Origin of the sequence: Herbinix hemicellulosilytica (genome assembly GCF_002904165.1) — a bacterium.
Taxonomy (GTDB): domain Bacteria; phylum Bacillota; class Clostridia; order Lachnospirales; family Lachnospiraceae; genus Mobilitalea; species Mobilitalea hemicellulosilytica.
Genome location: NZ_CVTD020000010.1, coordinates 38,083 through 59,417 on the forward strand (window position 1 = coordinate 38,083; position 21,335 = coordinate 59,417).

At 36.7% G+C, this 21,335-nt stretch carries 20 protein-coding genes; 13 read left to right on the forward strand and 7 right to left on the reverse strand.

Annotated elements, in window-relative coordinates; genetic code table 11:
- Positions 1 to 1,026 (reverse strand): site-specific DNA-methyltransferase, encoded by a 1,026-nt coding sequence (locus tag HHT355_RS03580; protein ID WP_103202061.1) that lies wholly within the window; start codon positions 1,024 to 1,026, stop codon positions 1 to 3.
- A 115-nt stretch (positions 1,027 to 1,141) separates the two neighbouring features.
- Between HHT355_RS03580 and HHT355_RS03585 the strand changes: the two genes are divergently transcribed.
- The 9 genes from HHT355_RS03585 (at position 1,142) to HHT355_RS03625 (ending at position 8,108) form a co-directional block, all read left to right on the forward strand.
- Positions 1,142 to 1,312: a conjugal transfer protein gene (locus tag HHT355_RS03585; protein WP_103202062.1), complete on the forward strand. Its 171-nt coding sequence runs from the start codon at positions 1,142 to 1,144 to the stop codon at positions 1,310 to 1,312.
- A 68-nt stretch (positions 1,313 to 1,380) separates the two neighbouring features.
- Positions 1,381 to 3,057, forward strand: coding sequence for a recombinase family protein (locus tag HHT355_RS03590; RefSeq protein ID WP_103202063.1), 1,677 nt, complete (start codon positions 1,381 to 1,383; stop codon positions 3,055 to 3,057).
- Between the two features lie 313 nt (positions 3,058 to 3,370).
- Positions 3,371 to 4,000 (forward strand): HNH endonuclease, encoded by a 630-nt coding sequence (locus HHT355_RS03595; RefSeq protein WP_158245878.1) that lies wholly within the window; start codon positions 3,371 to 3,373, stop codon positions 3,998 to 4,000.
- Between the two features lie 97 nt (positions 4,001 to 4,097).
- Positions 4,098 to 4,517, forward strand: a complete 420-nt coding sequence (locus tag HHT355_RS03600) for a DUF6998 domain-containing protein (RefSeq protein WP_103202065.1) — start codon at positions 4,098 to 4,100, stop codon at positions 4,515 to 4,517.
- Between the two features lie 641 nt (positions 4,518 to 5,158).
- Positions 5,159 to 5,581 (forward strand): VOC family protein, encoded by a 423-nt coding sequence (locus HHT355_RS03605; RefSeq protein ID WP_103202066.1) that lies wholly within the window; start codon positions 5,159 to 5,161, stop codon positions 5,579 to 5,581.
- 53 nt (positions 5,582 to 5,634) lie between these two features.
- The gene (locus HHT355_RS03610; RefSeq protein WP_103202067.1) at positions 5,635 to 5,820 is read left to right on the forward strand and encodes a hypothetical protein; all 186 of its coding nucleotides are present in this window, start codon (positions 5,635 to 5,637) and stop codon (positions 5,818 to 5,820) included.
- 11 nt (positions 5,821 to 5,831) lie between these two features.
- The gene (locus HHT355_RS03615) at positions 5,832 to 6,182 is read left to right on the forward strand and encodes an ATP-binding cassette domain-containing protein (RefSeq protein WP_158245879.1); all 351 of its coding nucleotides are present in this window, start codon (positions 5,832 to 5,834) and stop codon (positions 6,180 to 6,182) included.
- Positions 6,183 to 6,533: 351 nt separating this feature from the next.
- A complete protein-coding gene (locus HHT355_RS03620; protein ID WP_103202069.1) occupies positions 6,534 to 7,244 on the forward strand; it encodes an SAM-dependent methyltransferase in 711 nt (236 codons plus the stop codon).
- Between the two features lie 168 nt (positions 7,245 to 7,412).
- Positions 7,413 to 8,108 (forward strand): hypothetical protein, encoded by a 696-nt coding sequence (locus tag HHT355_RS03625; protein ID WP_103202070.1) that lies wholly within the window; start codon positions 7,413 to 7,415, stop codon positions 8,106 to 8,108.
- 613 nt (positions 8,109 to 8,721) lie between these two features.
- Here the strand turns inward: HHT355_RS03625 and HHT355_RS13905 are convergent.
- From HHT355_RS13905 to HHT355_RS03645, 3 genes are all read right to left on the reverse strand, one after another.
- A complete protein-coding gene (locus HHT355_RS13905) occupies positions 8,722 to 10,596 on the reverse strand; it encodes an endo-1,4-beta-xylanase (protein ID WP_330403364.1) in 1,875 nt (624 codons plus the stop codon).
- Positions 10,597 to 10,673: 77 nt separating this feature from the next.
- Complete coding sequence (feoB, locus tag HHT355_RS03640; protein WP_103202071.1) at positions 10,674 to 12,818, reverse strand: ferrous iron transport protein B; 2,145 nt, start codon at positions 12,816 to 12,818, stop codon at positions 10,674 to 10,676.
- A 24-nt stretch (positions 12,819 to 12,842) separates the two neighbouring features.
- Complete coding sequence (locus HHT355_RS03645; protein WP_103202072.1) at positions 12,843 to 13,073, reverse strand: FeoA family protein; 231 nt, start codon at positions 13,071 to 13,073, stop codon at positions 12,843 to 12,845.
- A gap of 139 nt (positions 13,074 to 13,212) precedes the next feature.
- On the opposite strand from HHT355_RS03645, the gene HHT355_RS03650 reads away from it, so the two are divergent.
- The gene (locus HHT355_RS03650; RefSeq protein WP_103202073.1) at positions 13,213 to 13,647 is read left to right on the forward strand and encodes a metal-dependent transcriptional regulator; all 435 of its coding nucleotides are present in this window, start codon (positions 13,213 to 13,215) and stop codon (positions 13,645 to 13,647) included.
- A 254-nt stretch (positions 13,648 to 13,901) separates the two neighbouring features.
- Here the strand turns inward: HHT355_RS03650 and HHT355_RS03655 are convergent, their stop codons facing one another.
- The 3 genes from HHT355_RS03655 to HHT355_RS03665 all read right to left on the reverse strand — a co-directional run bounded on the left by HHT355_RS03655 (position 13,902) and on the right by HHT355_RS03665 (position 15,968).
- The gene (locus HHT355_RS03655) at positions 13,902 to 14,423 is read right to left on the reverse strand and encodes an ECF transporter S component (RefSeq protein ID WP_103202074.1); all 522 of its coding nucleotides are present in this window, start codon (positions 14,421 to 14,423) and stop codon (positions 13,902 to 13,904) included.
- Positions 14,424 to 14,964: 541 nt separating this feature from the next.
- On the reverse strand, positions 14,965 to 15,345 hold the full coding sequence (locus tag HHT355_RS03660; RefSeq protein ID WP_103202075.1) for a DUF4363 family protein: 381 nt from the start codon (positions 15,343 to 15,345) through the stop codon (positions 14,965 to 14,967).
- A 5-nt stretch (positions 15,346 to 15,350) separates the two neighbouring features.
- Positions 15,351 to 15,968: a DUF421 domain-containing protein gene (locus HHT355_RS03665; RefSeq protein WP_330403360.1), complete on the reverse strand. Its 618-nt coding sequence runs from the start codon at positions 15,966 to 15,968 to the stop codon at positions 15,351 to 15,353.
- A gap of 538 nt (positions 15,969 to 16,506) precedes the next feature.
- On the opposite strand from HHT355_RS03665, the gene HHT355_RS03670 reads away from it, so the two are divergent.
- The 3 genes from HHT355_RS03670 to HHT355_RS03680 are packed head-to-tail and all read left to right on the forward strand — an operon-like array spanning position 16,507 to position 21,330.
- Positions 16,507 to 17,709 (forward strand): prolyl oligopeptidase family serine peptidase, encoded by a 1,203-nt coding sequence (locus tag HHT355_RS03670; RefSeq protein ID WP_113976278.1) that lies wholly within the window; start codon positions 16,507 to 16,509, stop codon positions 17,707 to 17,709.
- A gap of 51 nt (positions 17,710 to 17,760) precedes the next feature.
- Complete coding sequence (locus HHT355_RS03675; RefSeq protein ID WP_242967519.1) at positions 17,761 to 19,140, forward strand: MATE family efflux transporter; 1,380 nt, start codon at positions 17,761 to 17,763, stop codon at positions 19,138 to 19,140.
- A 15-nt stretch (positions 19,141 to 19,155) separates the two neighbouring features.
- Positions 19,156 to 21,330, forward strand: coding sequence for a GDSL-type esterase/lipase family protein (locus tag HHT355_RS03680; RefSeq protein ID WP_103202078.1), 2,175 nt, complete (start codon positions 19,156 to 19,158; stop codon positions 21,328 to 21,330).
- The last annotated feature ends 5 nt before the right edge of the window (positions 21,331 to 21,335 follow it).

The window sequence follows — 21,335 nt, forward strand, 5'->3', positions numbered from 1 at the left end:
CTAGCGGGCATAACCGAATAGTTGACGCACCCTGCGTAAGGTGGTTTTTACAGCATCAGCGTCTACGTCACAGGCTACGATTTTACGACCTCCCAGTTCCAACGCAGCTACGACCGTAGAACCTCCGCCACACATAGGGTCGCAGATTACGTCTCCTTCCTTGCTTATCTTACGCAGTATCTCTTTAATTCCTGCTACGCTCTGTCCCCAGTGATGGTAGGTTTTATCCGAACCGTCAGGGTCCGGGGGAGCTTCTATATAGTCGTAAACAATATTCCCGTCATAAGCACCTTTTGTAAACCACAATATATGTTTGACCGCTGTCGTAACCTTACGACTATGTATCAGTGGAGTGTTACGGGGGCAGACGTAAGCAATATCCCAGTTATATCGTAATCTTTTATCGGAACCCAACTCCTGTATTGCTATGTCAAGATTAGCACCCCCGCACATAACCAACAGTGAGCCGCCTTCAACTAAAATACGACCAGCTACGTCAGCAATATGACGGTATAGAGTTTCAACGGATTTTACATCGTAAGGAGGGTCAACAAATATAACGTCAACAGACGCATCTTTTATCTGCGGTAGGCCTGTCCGAATATCCGCCGTAAACATAATTATATCGTCCTCCGTTACAGCGGAGGCATTTTTATTTGCCTGTTTACGCATTTGATATAACAATCTTTGGCAATATCTTGGTGACTTACTGCCTCTTTGTTGCATTAAATCTAGCACATCGGGGGCTTTTAGTGCACGTAAAGACCGTTCGGATAATCCCTCCAAAATCTCTGGGTGAGCCAAAAGATAAGGATGTTTTGTCCAATCGTATGCCTGTGTGTCCACATGTCTAATTTGGACGGTTTTGTCCGTTAATTCCTTTCTGATTTTTCCGACAGTTGTAGGAGAAACCCCCAGCATACGGGCAATTTGACGGTCAGACAGTTCAGGAGCAACCAGCAGTCTATCGGCAATCAGCTTACGTTTTTCAGCTTGCGTAAGCTGTTTTATCGGTTGCTTACGCAACTAAATCACCTCCTTACGCAAAGTGAGCCGATACTATTTTATCACATTTTTATCCGAGCAAATATGTGCCTTGCATAAATCCTCCCAGATTTCGACGATTTGGGAGGTGTTCACAGTGTCAACCGAGGTGAGTAAGCAAACACAAATTATGAGAGCATCGAAGCAACTGGCTATGCTAGCTTTGTTATTATCGAAGGGTTTAATTACAGAGCGGGATTACGATATTATCAAGAGCACTATTTATCGGGATTATCCTGTAATTAAAGCAGGATTTATTGACAAGTAGTATTGTGTTCACTAGAGTAGGAATTGTATATAACATGGGAACACGTATTATGAGGGAGGTTTTATTAGGTGGCGGATAAACATAAGACTGTAAAGATTATTAAAGCTAAAAATCCAGATGTATCTTTATCCGAAAATGTTGAGATATTAAGAGTTGCAGCTTATGTGCGGGTATCGACTCTCAATGACGAACAGATTGACAGCTTTTATTCGCAGGTAAAGTATTATCAAGACAAAATTGCGAAAAACCCTAAATGGACTTTGGTCGATATTTATGCCGATAAGGGTATAAGTGGCACAGGAACAATTAAAAGAGATGATTTTAACAGGATGATAAGAGACTGCATGGAGGGTAAGATTGACCTAATCTTAACTAAATCACTGTCAAGATTTAGTCGTAACGTTGTTGATACGTTAAGGTATGTGAGTCTGTTACGTGATAGAGGTATTGGGATAATCTTTGAGCAAGAGGGTATAAATACGCTCGAAAGCACCGGAAGCTCATTCCTTGCAATTTTATCGGCTATAAATCAGCAATACGTAGAGACTTTATCTGAATCAGTTAAGCTAGGGTTGCGTGCCAAGATGTTGAGAGGGGAGCTTGTTGGAGACCCAGAAGCTCTCGGGTATGACAAAGATGAAGTGACGGGAAAACTTGTGATAAATGAGCAAGAAGCTGAAATTGTAAGATATATTTTTAAGAGGTATATAGAGGGAGCTGGTGGTCGAACGATAGCACGAGAGCTAGAAGCTTTTGGATATAAGACAAAGAGAGGTAACACGCAGTGGGGAGATACAACAGTTTTAGGCATCATTAAAAATGAAAAATATACAGGTGACTTATTGCAAGGAAAGACAGTAACAGTTGACCCGATAGCTCATCGTCGTATTGATAATCGAGGAATAGCCGACCAGTTTTATTTGGAGGAAGCTCATCCTGCTATTATAGATAAGGAGACGTTTGAGAGAGCACAAGCAATACTCAAAAAGCGTAACGAAGGAAAAGTTAAGCCGACCGATAAAAACTGCAATAAATACAGCAGAAAATATGCATTTAGCTGTATGTTGAAGTGTGGTTTTTGTGGCAGCAACTTATCACGTAGGAGCCATCATAGCGGCACAGCACATCAAAAGTGGGTTTGGCACTGCGTAACCTACACTAAAAAGGGGAAGAAGTATTGTCCAGAGTGCAAGGCAATCGACGAGAGGATAATCGAGGATGCCTTTATAAAGAGCTATAACTTATTAGCTGGTGATAACAGTGATGTTTTATCGGAGTTTTTAGCACGACTAGAAGAAAGTCTACGGTCAACAGATACCACAAAGCAACTGGCAAAAATAAATAAGCAGATAAACAGTTATGAGTTAAAGCTCAAAAAGCTGCTGGACCATTTATTGGATGGGGTAATAACACAGACTGATTATTTGGCAAAGAAAGTTGAGATTGAAGATGATTTACAGCCTTTATACGAGAAGCAAAAGGAGTTACAGGAAGCAGATACAGATGAAAAGAGGGTAAAAGAACAGATTGAAAAGTGTAAAGAGGTTTTATCAGTCAGTCCAGTTTTATCGGAGTTTGACCGAGATGTATTTGAGACTGTAATAGACCATGTAATTATCGGAGAGCGACGTGAGGATGGAACAGCAGACCCACACAAAATCACATTTGTATTTAAGGCGGGGTTAAACCCATCCCCGCCTGACCATCAAAAAACGTATTCGCTCTATCCAGACTACACATGTTGAGACGGTGGTGTTGATGTCGAAATAAGTAAGTTCTGGAATGATTGAAAATACTGGGTTTGAGAGACGGCGTAATATAAAAGTTAATAATTCGACTTATTTAGTCCTTTGATATGTGTTTGAGGGAACGAACATATCAAGGGACGTTTTTAGTGGCATAATTGACAGAAATTTGGTAGAATTTATCTATAGGGTTTTTCATTAGACTATGTTGAATATGAACTATGAGGAGAAGATGAGGATTAAAACTTATCTGAAAACGAATGATATAAAATTATTCATATGTTCGTATGTATTTAAGGAGGTTAACAATCAAATGAGTAAAAAAATTGATGACCAGATAATAGAGCTCGCAAATGAAATGGTAGATAAGTTTGGAACTGATTATATTATTGAACTGAGGGAAATATACAGAATACTATATCAAAAATATGGAACAAATGAGGGAAGTATTATTCCAACAGATTATTGCTACAATAGGGTTAACAATGGTATTCAAATTGATAAGAAGCCAGCTGTTTTTGAATATATTGAGAGAGGGCACTTTAGATGCTTAGGTGTTAACTATCCGTATAATGGCCTAATCTATCATAAACCAAAACAAGGAGATGAAATTGTAGTCGGTAAGTGTATTGAAGGGAAACGGATTATCGCTCCAAGTGAAGATTACGATTTAGGAATTTTAAACACCAATAAACAATGTAATAATATAGAAAAAGATTATTCCCATAAGACTAAGCGTGAACCAGGGATGAGATTGAGATTTGAAGTATTAAAAAGAGATAACTTTAAATGTTGTGCTTGTGGTGCATCTCCAGCTAAGGATCCTTCAGTTGATTTGCATATAGATCATGTCATTCCATGGTCTAAAGGAGGAGAGACAGTACTTGATAATCTACAAACATTGTGCTCTGCTTGTAATATAGGCAAAAGTGATATGATTTAACTATACTAAAAACTACTAAAACAAGAAAATCCTTGAGGAAGTTAATAATATGGAATTTTTTGAAGTAAAGTAAAAATTAAAAGAATATGCATCAATCTTGAATGCACTAAAAAAATCAGGAATTGTACGTACATATAATAGTCCTGTAGGCGACTATGCAGAATGGCTTGTTAGCACAAAAATGAACTTCAAACTCGAAAAGAACAGTAAAAAGGGATATGATGCTTGGGATCCCGAAACAGGATTAAAATATCAGATAAAAAGTAGATGGATGCATCCGGGAAAGAATAGTCGTCAGCTCAATGTTATTAGGAACTATGAAGATTGTCAATTTGATTATTTAATCGCGATTATTTTTAGTAGAGATTTTGAAGTTAGTGAAGCTTATTTAATACCACATGATTTGATTACTAAGTACTTCCCGATGAACACACATCAAAATGGGATTGTTGTAACTGTAGCTGGAGATTTTCTCAAAGATCCAGAAATAAAAGATATTACTAAGTTGTTATTATGATATATAAAAAGGTAAAACATGGAAGTGCTTTATGCAAGATGTAATGAAAAAACTGTCCAGAGCTTCCAAAGTATTAAAAATGTAGGAAAAAATCCCAAGGGATTATTTAAATGGTAGATATGTTTCCGCATACCTCTAAAAAAAGTCAGAATTGAATGGAAATGTTTCCACATACGTAAAAAGTCAATGACATCATAGAGGGAGTCTCGACCCATGTTGAGTGTGTCGTCTTAATGTCGCGTTTGTAAACCTTGGTTTTTCTGGGTTTGATGGATTACATCCAAGTTGTCTACTCAACCTAAAGAGCTAAAATACGTACACGGAAACATATCGACTGGGTATTTTAGAGTAAAATTTGAACTCAAAAATTATTAGGGTTGAGTTGACAGATTAGATAACAGGATTTTTCATAGGGTTGAGGAGACAGGATGAATGTTTCGTAATTTAATTTTTATCCCATTATAACCCTTGTGGTCTGTTATGCAAAACTAAAGATACTTGCTGTTTTTTTAGTTCTAATTGTCCGAAAGGTAAAAATATGAAATAATGAATTGTAAACGTAGTAGATGTTGATTCCATTTTATGTTCTCATAAACATATTGCAGGAAAGGAAATTTTAATTTTGCGGAGGTATCACAGATATGCGAATTACGCCAACACTCAATTTTGGAGGTAAATGCCGCGAGGCAATTCAGATGTACGAAAAAGCATTTGGAGGAAAGATTACCTGCTTAATCACATACCGGGAAGCGAATGATCCGGCATATATGCAGGGGCTTACTGAAGAACAGAAGGATTACATTTATCACGCAGAGCTGGTACTCGACAATCAGAGAATCATTATGAGTGATCATGTAGATATTCCATTCTCCGTTTGCTATTCAAACTTTCTAACGATTATGTATGACACAAAGGAAGAAGTGCAGCGTGCGTACGAAATCATGAAAGAAGGAAGCACTACAATATATAAAATGGAAGAAACTCCATATAGCTCCTGCCGTGTTGTTTTTATTGATAAATTCGGTATACGCTGGGGTATTATGACGGAGCAAACTGAAAGATAACATATCAATGGGGATTTTGCGATAAAATTGCGGTTTCAATTAGCAGGGTTGAGTTGACAGATTACGAGATAAGAATTTTAGAAGCACGTGACTTTTTTAACTTGTACAAGCCTGAATGGAGTAATGCATTATGCGAAGAGCGTAGGCAATTGGATGTACTTGGGGTTGGAGATTATGATAAAGATAAACTTGGAGACAGTGGTAATGATGTCGAAATAAGAAAGTTCTGGAGAAGTTGAAAATATTGGCTTTGAGTCTTTCTCGCAACTTTGGTGGAGTAGATATTTCATTAGGTCAATGGCAAAGAATAGCAATTGCTAGGGCTCAATACCGAAATTCTGAATTGCTTGTGTTAGATGAGCCTACATCTGCAATTGATCCATTGGAAGAATCCGCTCTTTATGAGAGATTTGCAAAGATGTGTGAGGGTAAAACGGGTATTATTATCACTCACCGTTTGGGACTGACACGTATTGCGGATGTAATTGCCGTATTTGAAAACGGGAAGGTTGTGGAAATGGGCAGTCATGAGCAACTAATAAAAGCAAAAGGAAAGTACTTTGATATGTATATGAAACAGGCAGAAATGTACACTACATAATGAAAGCGGCAGAAAATTCATAATTCTTTAAGCTATAGAAGATCTGTATTTAGAACTTTGAGGTCGCAGTGTAAACGAATAGGCATTACGGCTAATGTTTTGTTCCAGACACCAATCATTAACCTTAATCCCACTATTTTGGCAAATGATTAGGTATGCCTTATCAGTATGCAAGCGCTTTTTCAAGAGAAACTTATGGACATGGACTCAAAAACAAGAACAATGGAACGGTGTAAATATTGGACAATTTAATAAAAGAATTCTATCGGTATTACAGGTTTGAACAATAAGGTAAGTAAAACTCGAGGATTTAGACAGAAGAACCATCCCCTTGTCTAGAAAGGATGACATATGAATATCAGTAATTATAAAAAGTATATTTCAGCAGAAACAATGATGGGACCAAACTGCGTAAGGCTTCTTGGAGAGTTATTCGACAAATATCCTTTGCAACTTTCATCAGATGATTTAGTTCTTGATTTGGGATGCGGAACGGGGCTGACGAGTTTTGTTATTGCAAAAGAGACTGGAGCAAAGGTCTATGCAAATGACCTCTGGGTAAGTGCAGAAGAAAATGGGAAACGATTTGCCGAATGGGGGGTTTATGGACAGGTAACACCTATTTGCGAAGATGCGAATAATTTGCATTTTAATGAAAGGCAATTCAATGCTTTGGTTAGCATTGATTCATATCATTATTTTGCAGGTGAACAGGGATTCTTCCAAGAAAAAATTCTTCCATTAATGAAAGATGGTGGAGTGATTTTAATAGGTATTCCTGGCTTGAAGGATGAATACTCAGGCCACTCCGAAGAACTTCTATCCGTTTGGCTTGGTAAGGAAGCCTATATGTTTAAAAGTCCAAAACTCTGGAAAAAGCTTATTGGCAGCCATGACAGAATTGAATCAGTGGTAACATGGGAAATGGCTTGTTTTGAAGAAGCATGGAATGAGTGGCTTGCAATTGATAATGAGTATGCACAAAGCGACAAGCAATACTTTGAAACAATTATCAAGCCTTATACTTGCTTTGTTGGTATATATGTAAAGTTAAAAAGATAATGGAAGGCTAATCTGGAACTTTGAAAACAATGGATATATATTGCCATATTTTTCTTTTGGAGTTCTTGCGTATGTAACATAAGGACACAATTAGAATAGAACAGATAGATTAGTTCTTAGACGGATATTTGTTTTATAATTTTAAGAAATAAAGAAGGAAGAACTTAAATGAATATAAAAGAACTTACCTCAATAATATGCGGGTCTATTATCTTGGGGATTGCTTTTCTCTTTCGTGGCTGTGGTTCGGAGAGTACGGTAAATCAGAATTACAATATTGAAAATAACGAGCCTGAGATAATATCAGATGAAGCTGACAAGCCGGAAGCGACGGATAATATTGCGCCGGAGCATGTGTATTTACACGATGAATTGTTGGCTGCTATAAATGAATATACTGATGCTCAAATCGAAATTGAGCCATTGTTTTATGATTTTAATGGTGATGGAAAGGAAGAAGTGATATGTGAATTTGGCAGAACTATTACTGAGGATGGAAACGATTTTTATCAGCAGTATTTCATATATACAGATGGGGAACACACATTTGAGTTTGGAGACCTTGCCGAGAGTGTTTATTATAGTTCGGAATATAACCTGATATCGGTGGATAACGGCTATCATTTTGCCGTTACTACAGGATGGCGTGGTTCTGTCCTTGGAGGTTATTATAGCAGTAGTGTTATTTACGAATTAACTTCAGAGGGAGTAAATGAATGCTTTATGAAATGGTTTTGTAATTTGAAAGATCCAGGAAATTCCAGTATAAAAATTGATTATTACGAAGAAGCTGTGGCTGGTGGTGAAGTGGTTATGAGTGATGTCTTATATTGGAATGGAAAAGAATATTCAACAAATAAATAAGAAAGGGATGTCATACTAAAAGAGGAAGGAAGTATGTGATTGGAATCTTAATATGTGGCTAAAATGGTGCAGGAAAAAGCACATTAGGAAAAGCTCTTTCAGAGATTATGGATTTTAGTGAGGTTAATCGGAAGGATTTTTATAAGAATTTTGGGAGCCAGGAAACAGGTTTGATTATTATAACAATGCTTGCTCATTTTTGTGAACGTATTTTAAGTTGCTATATTTTTAATAAGCGTTCCCTAAAACAATAATAGTCACTGATATGTTCCATGGACATATACATCAATAATGACCACCCGCCCCATGTCGAAACAGCTGTTTCAAAAAGTAGGAGTTCAGTTTCAAGAGTGTGATTCAAGCACAAGTAATAAATCACATTCTTTTTTGTTCTCATCCTTAAGCTTATTATATCTGGTAATAATAAGTTTAAAAAGCAACAGATATTATTGACACCATAGAAAAAAGATAGGAAAAGAATACTTTCTTTTCCTATCTTTTCTTTAAATATTCCGCTTTAATTAGAATATTTTACAAAGTCATTATATGTTGCAAGGTGTAATTAAAAGACTGTTTAGAATGCACCATTCAAGATTTAACATTAGTATTTACGTTATTCAATACTGTAACCTGAATCCGTATAGGCTTTCAGTACCGAATAATAGGACGGTTTTGGCTGTGTTAAGCTACTGAATAGTAAAGGTGACTGACTAGCTCTCCAAGAAACGCTGTCATATAAGCCCCAGAATGTTATACCGGTAATATTGCCACCGGCTTTTTTGCAATCTAGGATACCCATGAAAATATCATAGCAGTAATTTGCCTGAGTAGTAGCATTGTTATTGGTAACATCAAATTCAGTAATCTGAACCTCGAATCCATTATTTAAAAATGTTTGAAGCGCTGCCTTGAAGGAAGCCGGACTTGGATAACTCGTATCTAGATGCGCTTGCATGCCTACGCCATCGCAATACTTGCCGTTCTGATTGATGTACTTAATTAAGGAAACAATATCATTTGTTACTTCATAGGTATTATAATCATTATAAAAAAGTTTAACGCTGTCTCTTTTACCAAGAGCGACTAATGCATCATGTGCATAAATGAAAGCATTTCTTACAAAGGATACATTCTTAGCATTTCCATATATGGCTGCCCATCCTGAATTGACAGCATGAAGATGTTCGTTAACAACATCCCAGGCATATACACAATCGCCATACGGACTGTTATATACATGATTGATTACGGATTTTATATAAAATTCTAAGCGTGCATCCATCACCTGAGGGCTAACGTAACCTGAACTACCATTGAAACCATTTCTAAAGAACCATCCAGGGGTCTGATTGTGCCATACAAGTGTATGGGCTCTCATCCGAAGACCATTTTGAGAACAGATCTGCATAACTCTATCAATGGTGCTAAAGTTTAATCTTGGAACCATAGAATCCTGCCAGTTGCTTGGAATATAATATCCAAGATTTCTAGCCTCAGAGACAGAAATAAGGCTTGGGCTACTACCCAGGATTGCATCTGGTTTCATCTCATTTTCCAAAGTAATACTGTTGTATTGCTGTTTTACTACATTTAAGGTATTGTCATCAATTAATTGGTAGTAATTGATACATGTACCTACATTGCCTAACAGACTGCCATAAGTATTTAACAAAGTTGCAGTATTTATATCATCGGAAGATGTACTTGAACTAAACTTAAAATAATCCACATTGACTGCACCTGAGAATACAAGAACAATATCTTTTACTCCTGTAGTTTTGCTAATATTCGCGGATACATCCCTATAAGTATCAAAACTTCCTGTAGACCCGACGTAAATCGTCCCGAGTAATGTACCTGATGCACTTCCTGATCTTACCTGAATTGTAGTGTCGAACTGAGTAGCAACTCTTGCTGTTACTGATACAGCACCATTACTACCAAAATCAATGTTCTTATATACGGTGTAATAACCGTTTTCAATATAGCCAATGGCACTGCCACCGCCCGGTAAGCTAAAGGTTTGAAGATTAGGGCCATAGCTGCTGTCGTAATCTTCAGCCTGGATATTGGAAAATGCACTTCTTGTATTTCCAACAGGTGGATTAGTTCCAGGATTTTCATTAGCTGCGTTAAATACAAAGTAGTCGACATTTACCGGTCCTGAAAAGACAAGGGTTATGTCATGCACACCGGTAATATTGCTAAGGGTGGCAGTTACATTCTGGTAAGTATCAAAACTACTAGTCGAAGGAACAGATATTGTACCAAGTAAAGTACCGTTTGCTCCTCCTGATCTTACCTGAATGGTAGTAGCATTTTGGGTAGCTACTCTTGCTGTTACTGATACAGCACCATCACCAAAATCAATGTTATTATAGGTGGTGGAATAACCATTTTCTATATAACCGATTGCACTGCCACCATCCGGTAAGCTAAAGGTTCTAAGATTGGGACCATAACTGCTGTCATAATCTTCAGCCTGAATGTTGGAATTTTAAGAAAACTTTTATAGATTTAAAATACCCTACACTTTTATACCGTAGGGTATTTTGATTTATTCATTTAAATAAATAACCTTGCAATATTAGCAAATACAAAACAAATTACAATTCCTGCTATAGTCGGTACAGCAAACGAAATTGCCGTCCATTTCCAACTTTGTGTTTCTTTCCTGATAGTAAGGCAGGTTGTGGAGCAAGGCCAGTGCATCAGAGAAAACAGCATTGTACTAATTGCAGTAATCCAGGTCCAGCCGTTATTGACTAGTAGCTGCTTTAAGTCCCATAAGCTATCCAATTCCATGATGCTTCCGGAGGCCATATAGGCCATAATAATTATTGGAATTACAATTTCATTGGCCGGAAGACCTAAAATAAATGCGAAAAGAATAACACCGTCCATTCCCAACATTTTTGCAAACGGATCCAAGAAGTTTGAGCAATGGGCAAGCAACGTCATATTACCGATGGAAATATTGGCCATAATCCATATAATAAGGCCGGCCGGAGCCGCAACTACCACAGCTCTTGCAAGTACAAATATTGTCCTGTCAAAGATAGAACGGACAATGACTTTACCGATTTGAGGTATACGATAGGGAGGAAGCTCCAACGTGAACGAGGAAGGAATACCTTTCAAAATTGTCTTTGACAATATTTTTGAGACTATGAAAGTCATAAAGATACCTAAAACAATCACACCGGTAAGTAAAATAACAGAAAAAACGGATTCAAACGGTCCGGCAGCATGACCGACAAAAAACATTGTTATGATAGCAATCAATGTCGGAAACCGACCGTTACAAGGCACAAAATTATTGGTGATTATGGCAATCAATCGTTCCCGTGGTGAGTCTATAATTCTGCACCCAATAATACCTGCTGCGTTGCATCCCAATCCCATACACATGGTAAGGGCCTGTTTTCCACAAGCACTGCATTTCTTAAAATATTTATCCAAATTAAAAGCAACGCGGGGCAGATATCCCAAATCCTCAAGCAATGTAAACAATGGAAAGAAAATAGCCATAGGAGGAAGCATAACAGAAACAACCCATGCCAATACACGGTACACACCAAGAACAAGCATCCCGTGTAACCAATCCGGTGCACCAATATATTGAAAAAAGTCGGTAAGCCGATCCTGAACCCAGAACAATCCGTCAGATATTAGCTGTGAAGGATAATTTGCGCCTGTTATTGTCAGCCAAAAAATGCCCATGAGCAGGGCTAACATAATCGGGATACCGGTCCACTTGTTTGTCAGTATTCTGTCAATTTTCCTGTCCCTCGCATTATAGTTGGATTTGTTAAAATGAACTGTATCAGAGCATATATCTTCTGCAGTCAAAACTATACTGGCAACGATTTTGTCCCTTAAATCATTACCGGTAATTCTGCCGTCGGACAAAATCTTTTTGGCTATATTTAATTGCTTTTGAATTTCTTCATCACTAATCAGGTCATATCCGAGATATTCATTAAGAGCAGTAATCAGAGTTTCATCATAGTCAAGCAGTTTCAAACTGAGCCACCGTGTATTTATCTTTTTTTCTACCTTTTGCTTAATGAAAGGTTCTAAGTGAGCTATCGCGTCTTCTATTGGTTTTGGGTATTTTATTCGAAAAGGGGGATTTTCTTCCGGTTGGCATGACAACTGACTAACAGACTGCATCAATTCTTTTAAGCCATTTTTCTTTCTTGCAGTCGTACCTATTACAGGTACGCCAAGCTTTTTAGATATTGCATCTAAATCAACTCTTATGTTCTTCTTCCTTGCTTCATCCATCATGTTGACGCAAACGACTACTTTGCCGGTAAATTCCAATATTTGAAGGACAAGATTAAAATTTCGTTCAAGACAGGTAGCATCGCATATGACAATTACTGCATCAGGATCACCAAAACAAATAAAATTTCGTGCGACTTCTTCCTCTGCTGAATGTGCCATAAGGGAATACGTGCCCGGGATATCGACTAAAATATAAGTTGAATCCCCGTAACGGCAATATCCTTGGGCACTAGTAACAGTTTTTCCGGGCCAATTCCCGGTATGCTGATTAAGCCCAGTTAAGCTGTTAAAAACCGTGCTTTTACCGACGTTTGGATTACCTGCAACCGCGATAACTTTATCATTTGGCGTTAACTTCTTAATAACCAATCCGGAATCAACAGCCTTAATTCCTGTAGAGCTATTTGTAAGGCCCATTCTTACCACCATTTCATTAAAATTTTAGCAGATTAAAATATTTGAGGAATCTTCTGATCTTAAAGCAATAACCGCACCTCTGATTAAGTAGGCAACCGGATCTCCGGCCGGGCTTTTTAGCAGACATTCCACTTCGGTACCTTCAATAAGACCGATATCCAGCAATCTTCTTCGTATACTGCCTGTAGATAATATAGATTTCACTTTTGCCTTTTGACCCTGCCTTAAATCTTTTAATGAGTATATATTATTCATAATTTATTACACCTCTTAATACATTTAGATTAGGGAAACTTAGTTTCCTGATGCTATCATTATATGAAACTGCATAATCAGTGTTACAAGGCAGGGGAAAAATCTTGAATCCAACCAACGAAAGGAGAAACCTTTAGATATGGATAGCAATACTGATTTCTACACGTTTAGAGGATATCAGTTAAATGACAACGCACAATTAACCTCTTCTATGGAGGATTATCTTGAAATGATATGCAGAATGTTAAAAAAACAGGATGTGGTACGAATACATGAGCTTGCAGCCAGGCTTCATGTAAAGCCGTCCTCTGCTTCAAAAATGGTCAACAATTTGCGGCTTTTGGGATTAGTGAATTTTGAAAAATACGGATACATAAAACTTACTGTAAAAGGATTGGCAGTAGGTGAATACTTGATATACAGACATGATGTTTTGAATAAGCTATTATGTTTAATAAATAATTCAGATGATGAAACGGAACAGGTAGAAAAAATCGAACACTTCCTTAATGAAAAAACAATAAGAAATATTGAGAAACACTTAAATGAATACCTGATTATGCAAAAGAAATAAAAAATTTTAAAATGCAGAAACAAGGACACTATGAAAGGTATGAAAATACCAGGATTTATAGTTAATAAATAAAAATATTAATAATTAGATTTATTCTGCCCTTTGGTATGTGTTTTTGACATATCTAAGGGATTTTTTTGTGGAAAAAAGCAAATTAGGTTATTCTAAAACCATTAAAATTCGGATATAGATAGTTGATTAATACAAATTATCTATTTTTTGATCAGATATTTAGAAAACGAAATGGACAGTAATCATAATATTTTATTTATTATTTTATTATATAATTTATGAATACCAAAATTCCAACACAGTATAAGCCCCATGATGGCACCGACAACGGCTTGAAGTACCTGAAAAGGCAATTTTATTAACGCATATTCCGGTGTACTGTAAATAAAAGCTCTTCCCAGAGTATACCCAATGACCATAATGATAGCCCCGAAAATAACTCCGATGATGGACGCAAGGTGAGGATGATTTTTTAAAATTTTGTGTGAAAATAAAGAAATAACAATGGCTTGAAGACCATGAGTAACCAGAGACACAAACATCGGGGCAGGGTAAAAAAGCAAATCACCGAGAAATGCCCCTATACCACCTACGATAAATGCCTCTAAGGGATTTAGCAGGATAGATGCCAAACAGATCACTATATCGTTCAAATATAAGTGTCCCCCAGGAACCGGGATACTGAATGAACTTAGTACAATGTTCATTGCCATAAACAGAGCAGTTATCGTTATTTTAACGGTAGACAGATGATTTTTCCTCATGTTTATGTAACTCCTTTTGTTTATAATTTATCTATACAAATTCTTTAATAAGAATACAATATATCTGACATTATAAAAATAACCAGAATAGGAGAATTATATATAACCAGAATAGCTTTTTTATCCCGGGATTTATCACGGATATTTTATATAACATACATTATACAGTCAGGCATCAGATTACGATTTTTATTGCTATCATGGCGGTGTGTATGTTAAAGCATAGCCACAAAAATTATGTTACTTTTGGAGGAAATATTACGGCTGTTAAAGATGGAATTTACATTATAACAGGAATTATAACTTCAGAGAAATCTACAATTGCTCAAATGTTAGCAGAATCATAACGCCATTTGGCCTTTGATATGTGCTTGTGTGAACATATCAAAGGTCACTTTAATTTTATAAGGACAAATTTGCTTTCAAGTCATACGCTCTGATAAATTTTGATATGTCAAAAATAAATTGACATATCAACCATATAGATTTGAGCCGGAATTTTGCTAAACGGGAAGGATGACTGATAAAATTAAGAAAAATCTTATAGAATATTTTGTATAGTAACTTTTTCTAATTCAGAAATATGGTCGATTAAAAACTTTAAGGCATGAACACTTGCCAGTGCTTCTTCTTTATTTTCTTCTTTTATATATTGGGGTAGTTTCCATAACTCTATTTCGATATTATCCATTTCTTGATGATCAACAAATAATTTTAACTTTTCCGAATAATTTTTCCATTTTTCTTTAAAATCTATAGATGATTTATATGCTTTATCCCAATCATTATCAGTTATATATTGCTCAATTTCATCATTGAGTCTTCTTAAGTCATCAGATACTTTATTTAGATATTTTAATGAAAATGCAATATTAATTACCATAATAGCAAATATTAATAAAGATATAACAATATTCTTCATAAGTTTTATTTACCTTCTTTCTTAAGTTGATATACAAATTTGCCTTGCGAATCAAGTAAAGCCAGAAATATCTGTTCAGCAGATGATATATTTCTTTTATTCAACTGTTCATTCAGCCAAGATTTATCTTTTTCTATAAGCTTCAGGTTTCTGTCATTTATCCTGCCATCAAGAATTAATGTGACAGGCATCTTGTTTTGGCTGGATTTAATATTTAAGTCTTTTCTGGTGGCAGGTTCCTGTTCGCTTTTTGGAATTATAGTTATTTGGCCACGAGTTTCCAGGATAGCATATTCTATATCATCAAGATTATAATAATCTTTCAAACGTAATTCTTCCAACAAATCATTAATATTAATTCTGTTTTTTTTAAGTTCCTTAATATTAATTTTTCCTTTTTCTATTAATATACTGGGTTGCCCACAAAAAATAAGCCTTGCTAATTCACTTTTTAGTTGCAATGTAGAAATCAAGACTTGTAAAACTAGCAAAGTTATTATTGGAATAATACCATGAAACAAAGGTATACCAGTGTTTTGCATAGGCATTGCTGCGAGCTCTGAAATCATAAGAGCAATAACAAGCTCAAATGGCTGGAGTTGTCCAATTTGTCTTTTTCCCATAATCCTCATTATAAACACTACAACAAAATACAAAACTATGGATCTAAATAATATGATTAACATAAAATCACTCCCTGAAATAATTTTACATTATTATCTATTATCTGATGTAAAAAGTATATTATTCTTGTTCAGGGCTATTAACAATGATTAATTTATGAATGCCTAAACGAAAAGCCTGTAAGTGATTCTAAAGTAATATTGGCAGATGGACCAACCGGCGCTTTTAATTCAAATACAGGAAGTGAAAAAACTTCTTAAAATTTAGTTAGTGATAGGAAGTTGTTATATAATACATAATGAACGCAAATGTGACTTAAAATTCATTTGAGGAAAAGTTATATAGTATTAGTTTAAATGTAAGTGTTTAATCATCAATACATATAAAAGTTTTGAATTGAGGATAAATGCTAAATGTTAGATTTGCTATATTATTTAATTATGGGCTTTATTATTAGAAATATAAAAAAGATAGGAAAAGAACATTGTCTTTTCATATCTTTAAATATGCCGCTTTAAAAAAAGGTAGGGAATACGAATGGATCATTATGATAGAATTTTAGAACGGCAGTTTGTGATGACTGATTCCGGAAAGATTGATAAAATCAAGGATTTATATGTGACCTATAATCCAATGGTGGATTTGCAGGCACTAAAAGACAAGGGATTTCTTGATGCTGTGGAGAAGATGATGGAGCCTATCTTGGATAAATTCGATGATTTTGCTCCGGAAGTGTTGGCTTACTGGGCAAAGCTTGGAATGGTAAAGGAAGCCCACGGACGGGATGATGTGATGAGCTGGACGGAGTACGCCGCAAAGACGGGTTATTTATGGGAATCTCCCAATTCCCCAATGGAAGGTGTACAGAATCGCTATAAAATGTGGAACTCCTTTGTTCCGGTTTCAGCCTTTGATCCTAGGAATGAGGGGCGGAAATACCCTACAGTAGTCGTACTGCACGGAGGTTTTAATCCAATCAGTATCATCGATGGATGGGGCTTTGTCCAGGAAGCTGCAAAGCGCGAGTGGATTGTAATTGTCCCTTCACTGGAACTTGATGATATTATTGACGAAATTCTGGATAAGGCAAAAAAGCTTTATCCGATAGACGAGAGTAGAATATATGCCTGTGGTTTTTCCTATGGAGGGTATATGTCTTGTACACTGGGAAATAAGCGTCCGGACGTATATGCTGCGGTAGGACCTTGTGGAGCTCCTATTAATAACAGCTTCTGTGACAAGGCGATAGGACCTGAGCCGCAAATGCCTTTTGACGGAATACCTCGGGCACTGGCGATGAATACTAATATGCCTATTTTTACGGCTTCGGGAAACCTGGATGGCGGACGATTCCCTGTATATGATGCGAAGAATATGTATAATGGAAGCTCATTTGTAAAAGAAATGGTGGAAGGTATCAATTCCTGGGCAAGGGTAAACGATGCAAAGGAGATAGATCTCTCAGAAGTTCTTGCTATGAGAGAACGAGATGATCTATCAGAGGCAGAGAAGGGTCTTGGATTGCCTCTTCCTGCTGATTGTCTGAAGACGGTGGTATCTGACGGAATTACAAATTATATAGGAGATTTAAAAAGTAGGGATGGCGTGACCCGTATAAGAATTATGTGCATGATGAATATACCTCACTGGCCTACCCCGGAAATGGTTCGTCAGATGTATGAATTCTTCTCACATTTCTCAAGAGATCCTAAGACAAAGGAAAGTATCTATACAGAGTAAACTAAAGATATTTAACAAATGACAATGGACTATATCAGTTTGGAGAAAAAGATGAACAGTATTAGACTAATATTTAACAAGCTATATATTAAGGATAAATCATTCTATAAGACGATAGCAAGAATTGCTATCCCAATTGCTTTTCAGAGTTTGATAACAACCGGTGTTAACATGATGGACACCATAATGATTAGTTCACTTGGGGAGACGGAGCTTTCAGGAGTCTCCCTGGCTAATCAATTTATTGTGATTTTTATTGGCTGTTGTATGGGAATTGGAATGGGGGCTTCGGTACTGGTATCTCGTTATTATGGTATGCGTGAACCGGAAGCTATAAGAAAGACAATAGCAATTATGATTAGACTTTCTCTTGTGATTGCTACAGTGTTTTGCATAGCAACAATTATGGTTCCAAGAGGTATTATGCGTATTTACACCCCGGATAAAAACATTATTGAACAGGGGAGTATTTATTTTAAGTGGTCAATTATAAGTTATTTTTTAATGGGTTTATCTTTAACCTGTACCTTGGTATTGAGAGCTGTGGGAAAAGTTAAATTACCTCTTTTTGTTTCTATTGCAGCTTTTTTTATCAATGTAGGCTCCAATTATGTTTTTATTTTTGGTAAGTTTGGAATGCCCGAAATGCGTGTTGCCGGTGCGGCCGTTGGAACTTTAATTGCCCGTATTTTTGAGTTTGTAATGATATGCGGGTATATATTCATAAAAGATACTGTAATTGGCTTTAGGTTGAAACACCTTTTTATGAAAACGGGTTCTTTGTGGAAAGAGTATATTCGTATTAGCTTACCGGTTTTAATAAGTGATTTTATTTTTATGTTTGGAAACAACGTGATAGCCATGGTAATCGGAAGACTTGGAGAGAGTTTTGTTGCAGCAAATGCAGTTACAACGATGACTCAACAGCTGAGTTCTGTATTGACCATGGGCATGGCGCAGGCGGCTGCTATTGTGACGGGATACGTATTGGGCGAGGGTAACAAAAAGAAAGCACAAAGCCAAGGATATGCATTGCTTGGTCTGGGAATTGCTTTCGGAATGTTTGCTGCTATGGTGATTAGGCTAATAAGTGATCCTATGATACGTGCCTATAATGTATCGGATGAGACTGCTGAAATCGCACGGCAACTGATGTCTGCTATAAGCATAATCGTACTGTTTCAGTCCACCAACACTATTATGACAAAAGGAACTTTGCGTGGTGGTGGAGATACCTTGATGCTGATGGTGACAGATAATGTTTTCCTATGGGTACTGTCCATACCTTTGGGTATCTTGGCAGGGTTTGTATTTAATTTTTCTGCATTTTGGATTTATACTTTTTTAAAAATAGATCAGGTAGCAAAAGCAATTTGGTGTGTTAAAAGACTCAGAAGCGGAAAATGGATCAAAAAAATATCGATAGCGTAAGGTGGTGAGCAAAAAGTGAAACAATGGAAATTAACTTGGGGCTATGTACCGATTACTTACGATACTGAGCTCGGAGTATTGGAGAATGTAACTCAGCATGTGGTAATCAAAAACAACCTAAACGGGGAAAAGATAAGATTAAAATTTACAAATATAGGAAATGACAGCGAACTTATTATGGAGAAAGTGGTTGTTTGCAAAAGAAACCGTCTTACAGGAATTCTGTCAGATGGTGTAACCATTACCAGAAATAATAAGGAAAAAATTATTCTTAAGCCTGATGAAGAATGCTGGAGCGACGAGATAAAATGGAATGTGCTTGCTATAGACGATTTGGAGATTTTTACATACTTTAAAGAAAAAACAGTAGTAAAAACGGCATGTTTAACCTGGAGTACTGAAATTTGGAACAGCAATCTTTATGAGGGAGATGTACAAGAAGGTAAAAAACTGGATTATAAGGATGTTTTTCCTTTTCTGGGATCAAACATTTACTCCGGCAGATGCTTGGTGGGTTTTTCCCGAGTGGCTCTATATTCAGACGCTGATGTAAAAACAGTAGCTTTATTTGGGGATTCTATTACACATATGTCCTATTACAGTGATCCTCTGACTAAAATGCTTTACCGCAGACTGCCTGGTCAGGTTACGGTGATAAATGGAGGAATTGGTGGAAACCGATTGATAGCAGATGCACCATATGTAGAAGCTATGCCGGGACATGGCAAGCTGTTTGGTAAAGCCGGTATCGAGCGTTTTGAAAAGGATATATATGAAGATACTACACCTGATATTATATTCTGTATGGAAGGTGTAAATGATTGCACTCATAGTTTTGTTTTTAAAGAAGATAAAATTCCAACAGGAGAAGATTTGTGGAATGGATTAGAAAAGATAATTAATATAGCACATTCAAAAGGGAGTAAAGTGTATATCAGCACGGTAATGCCCTTTGGATGCTATAATGAGCCATTTAGAGAAGCTGCAGAGCAAATCCGACAAGATTTCAACGCAAGAATAAGATCACAAAACAGCGCGGATGGTTTGATAGACCTTGATGAACTTATGAGAAAAGAAGATGATATCCATTTTATGAAAGATGGAATGCACTTCGGAGATGGTGTTCATCCCAATGCTGAGGGTGGCAAGGTTATTGCGAGTGCATTACTATTGAAAATATTAGGAGAAAGTATGGACTTTCGCAAAGAGCAACATCTAGCCATTCCACTGTTTGAGAATCCGATTGATTATCCGGTAGAAACTTTGGCGGACATGGTTCGCCTGGTTTTTAAAATTAGAGATTGTAAAGACCCTGCCGAAAAAGAAAAGATGCAACATAAGTTTGTGGAACTTAGGAACATGCTGCAAAATACTTACGAAGTGAAAGCTCCTGTGTATCTTTGGCCTGATGGCAAGATTCCTGGTTTTAATGAATATACACATAATGATGATTATGAATATGCCCACGATCCGGATTTCAAACCTTATTTGCTGGAAGTACTTTTACCTGAGAATATAAAACCCAAGGGAGCAATGATAACCATTGCCGGTGGCGAGCATGGCATGAATGTGGTGAGTGAATGCTATCAAATTTGCAAGAACTTTAACGACAGAGGATATCAATGCTTTATTTTAGTCGGTCGTCCTAACCGCAGACCATGGAAGGGGCAAGAATGCGGAGTGGATGTGACAAGAGCAATACGCTATGTGAGAGCTAATGCAGAGAAATATCGCATTAAAGAAAATCAAATTGTACTTACGGGTTTTTCAAATGGTGGTATCGCAATAGAGCAGTGTATTCAGTATTATTCGGGAAAACAACAAGTTAAGGATATTTTTACGGATTATGAGCCGGACGAATTAGACAAGTATTCTGCCACTCCTGACGCTCAGATTTGTGTATATGGTCCCAGACATAAGGGAACGAAATTTGATTACACCAATGTCGTTTATCCTCCCACCTTTTTTGCTGTGGGAAGGATGGACTTTGCTGCTATCGAGAATTTGAATGCCGTCTATTTTGATTTATGTCAGAGAAAAATTCCGGTTGAGATTCACACTTTCTCGGGGCATCCGCATGGCTATGCCGGTTGGAAAATAATAGACGGCAAAGGAAATCAAAACTTTGATCTTTGGGAACCGCTTGCAGACCATTTTATACAGGATGTTTTTTCAAAAAATAGATATTAATAAAA

Coding starts and splice junctions, on each gene's coding strand:
- HHT355_RS03595 (WP_158245878.1), top strand. CDS start 3,371: ATGAGTAAAAAAATTGATGACCAGATAATAGAGCTCGCAAATGAAATG.
- HHT355_RS03625 (WP_103202070.1), top strand. CDS start 7,413: ATGAATATAAAAGAACTTACCTCAATAATATGCGGGTCTATTATCTTG.
- HHT355_RS03620 (WP_103202069.1), top strand. CDS start 6,534: ATGAATATCAGTAATTATAAAAAGTATATTTCAGCAGAAACAATGATG.
- HHT355_RS03650 (WP_103202073.1), top strand. CDS start 13,213: ATGGATAGCAATACTGATTTCTACACGTTTAGAGGATATCAGTTAAAT.
- HHT355_RS03655 (WP_103202074.1), bottom strand. CDS start 14,423: ATGAGGAAAAATCATCTGTCTACCGTTAAAATAACGATAACTGCTCTG.
- HHT355_RS03665 (WP_330403360.1), bottom strand. CDS start 15,968: ATGGGAAAAAGACAAATTGGACAACTCCAGCCATTTGAGCTTGTTATT.
- HHT355_RS03660 (WP_103202075.1), bottom strand. CDS start 15,345: ATGAAGAATATTGTTATATCTTTATTAATATTTGCTATTATGGTAATT.
- HHT355_RS03605 (WP_103202066.1), top strand. CDS start 5,159: ATGCGAATTACGCCAACACTCAATTTTGGAGGTAAATGCCGCGAGGCA.
- HHT355_RS03675 (WP_242967519.1), top strand. CDS start 17,761: ATGAACAGTATTAGACTAATATTTAACAAGCTATATATTAAGGATAAA.
- feoB (WP_103202071.1), bottom strand. CDS start 12,818: ATGGGCCTTACAAATAGCTCTACAGGAATTAAGGCTGTTGATTCCGGA.
- HHT355_RS03670 (WP_113976278.1), top strand. CDS start 16,507: ATGGATCATTATGATAGAATTTTAGAACGGCAGTTTGTGATGACTGAT.
- HHT355_RS03645 (WP_103202072.1), bottom strand. CDS start 13,073: ATGAATAATATATACTCATTAAAAGATTTAAGGCAGGGTCAAAAGGCA.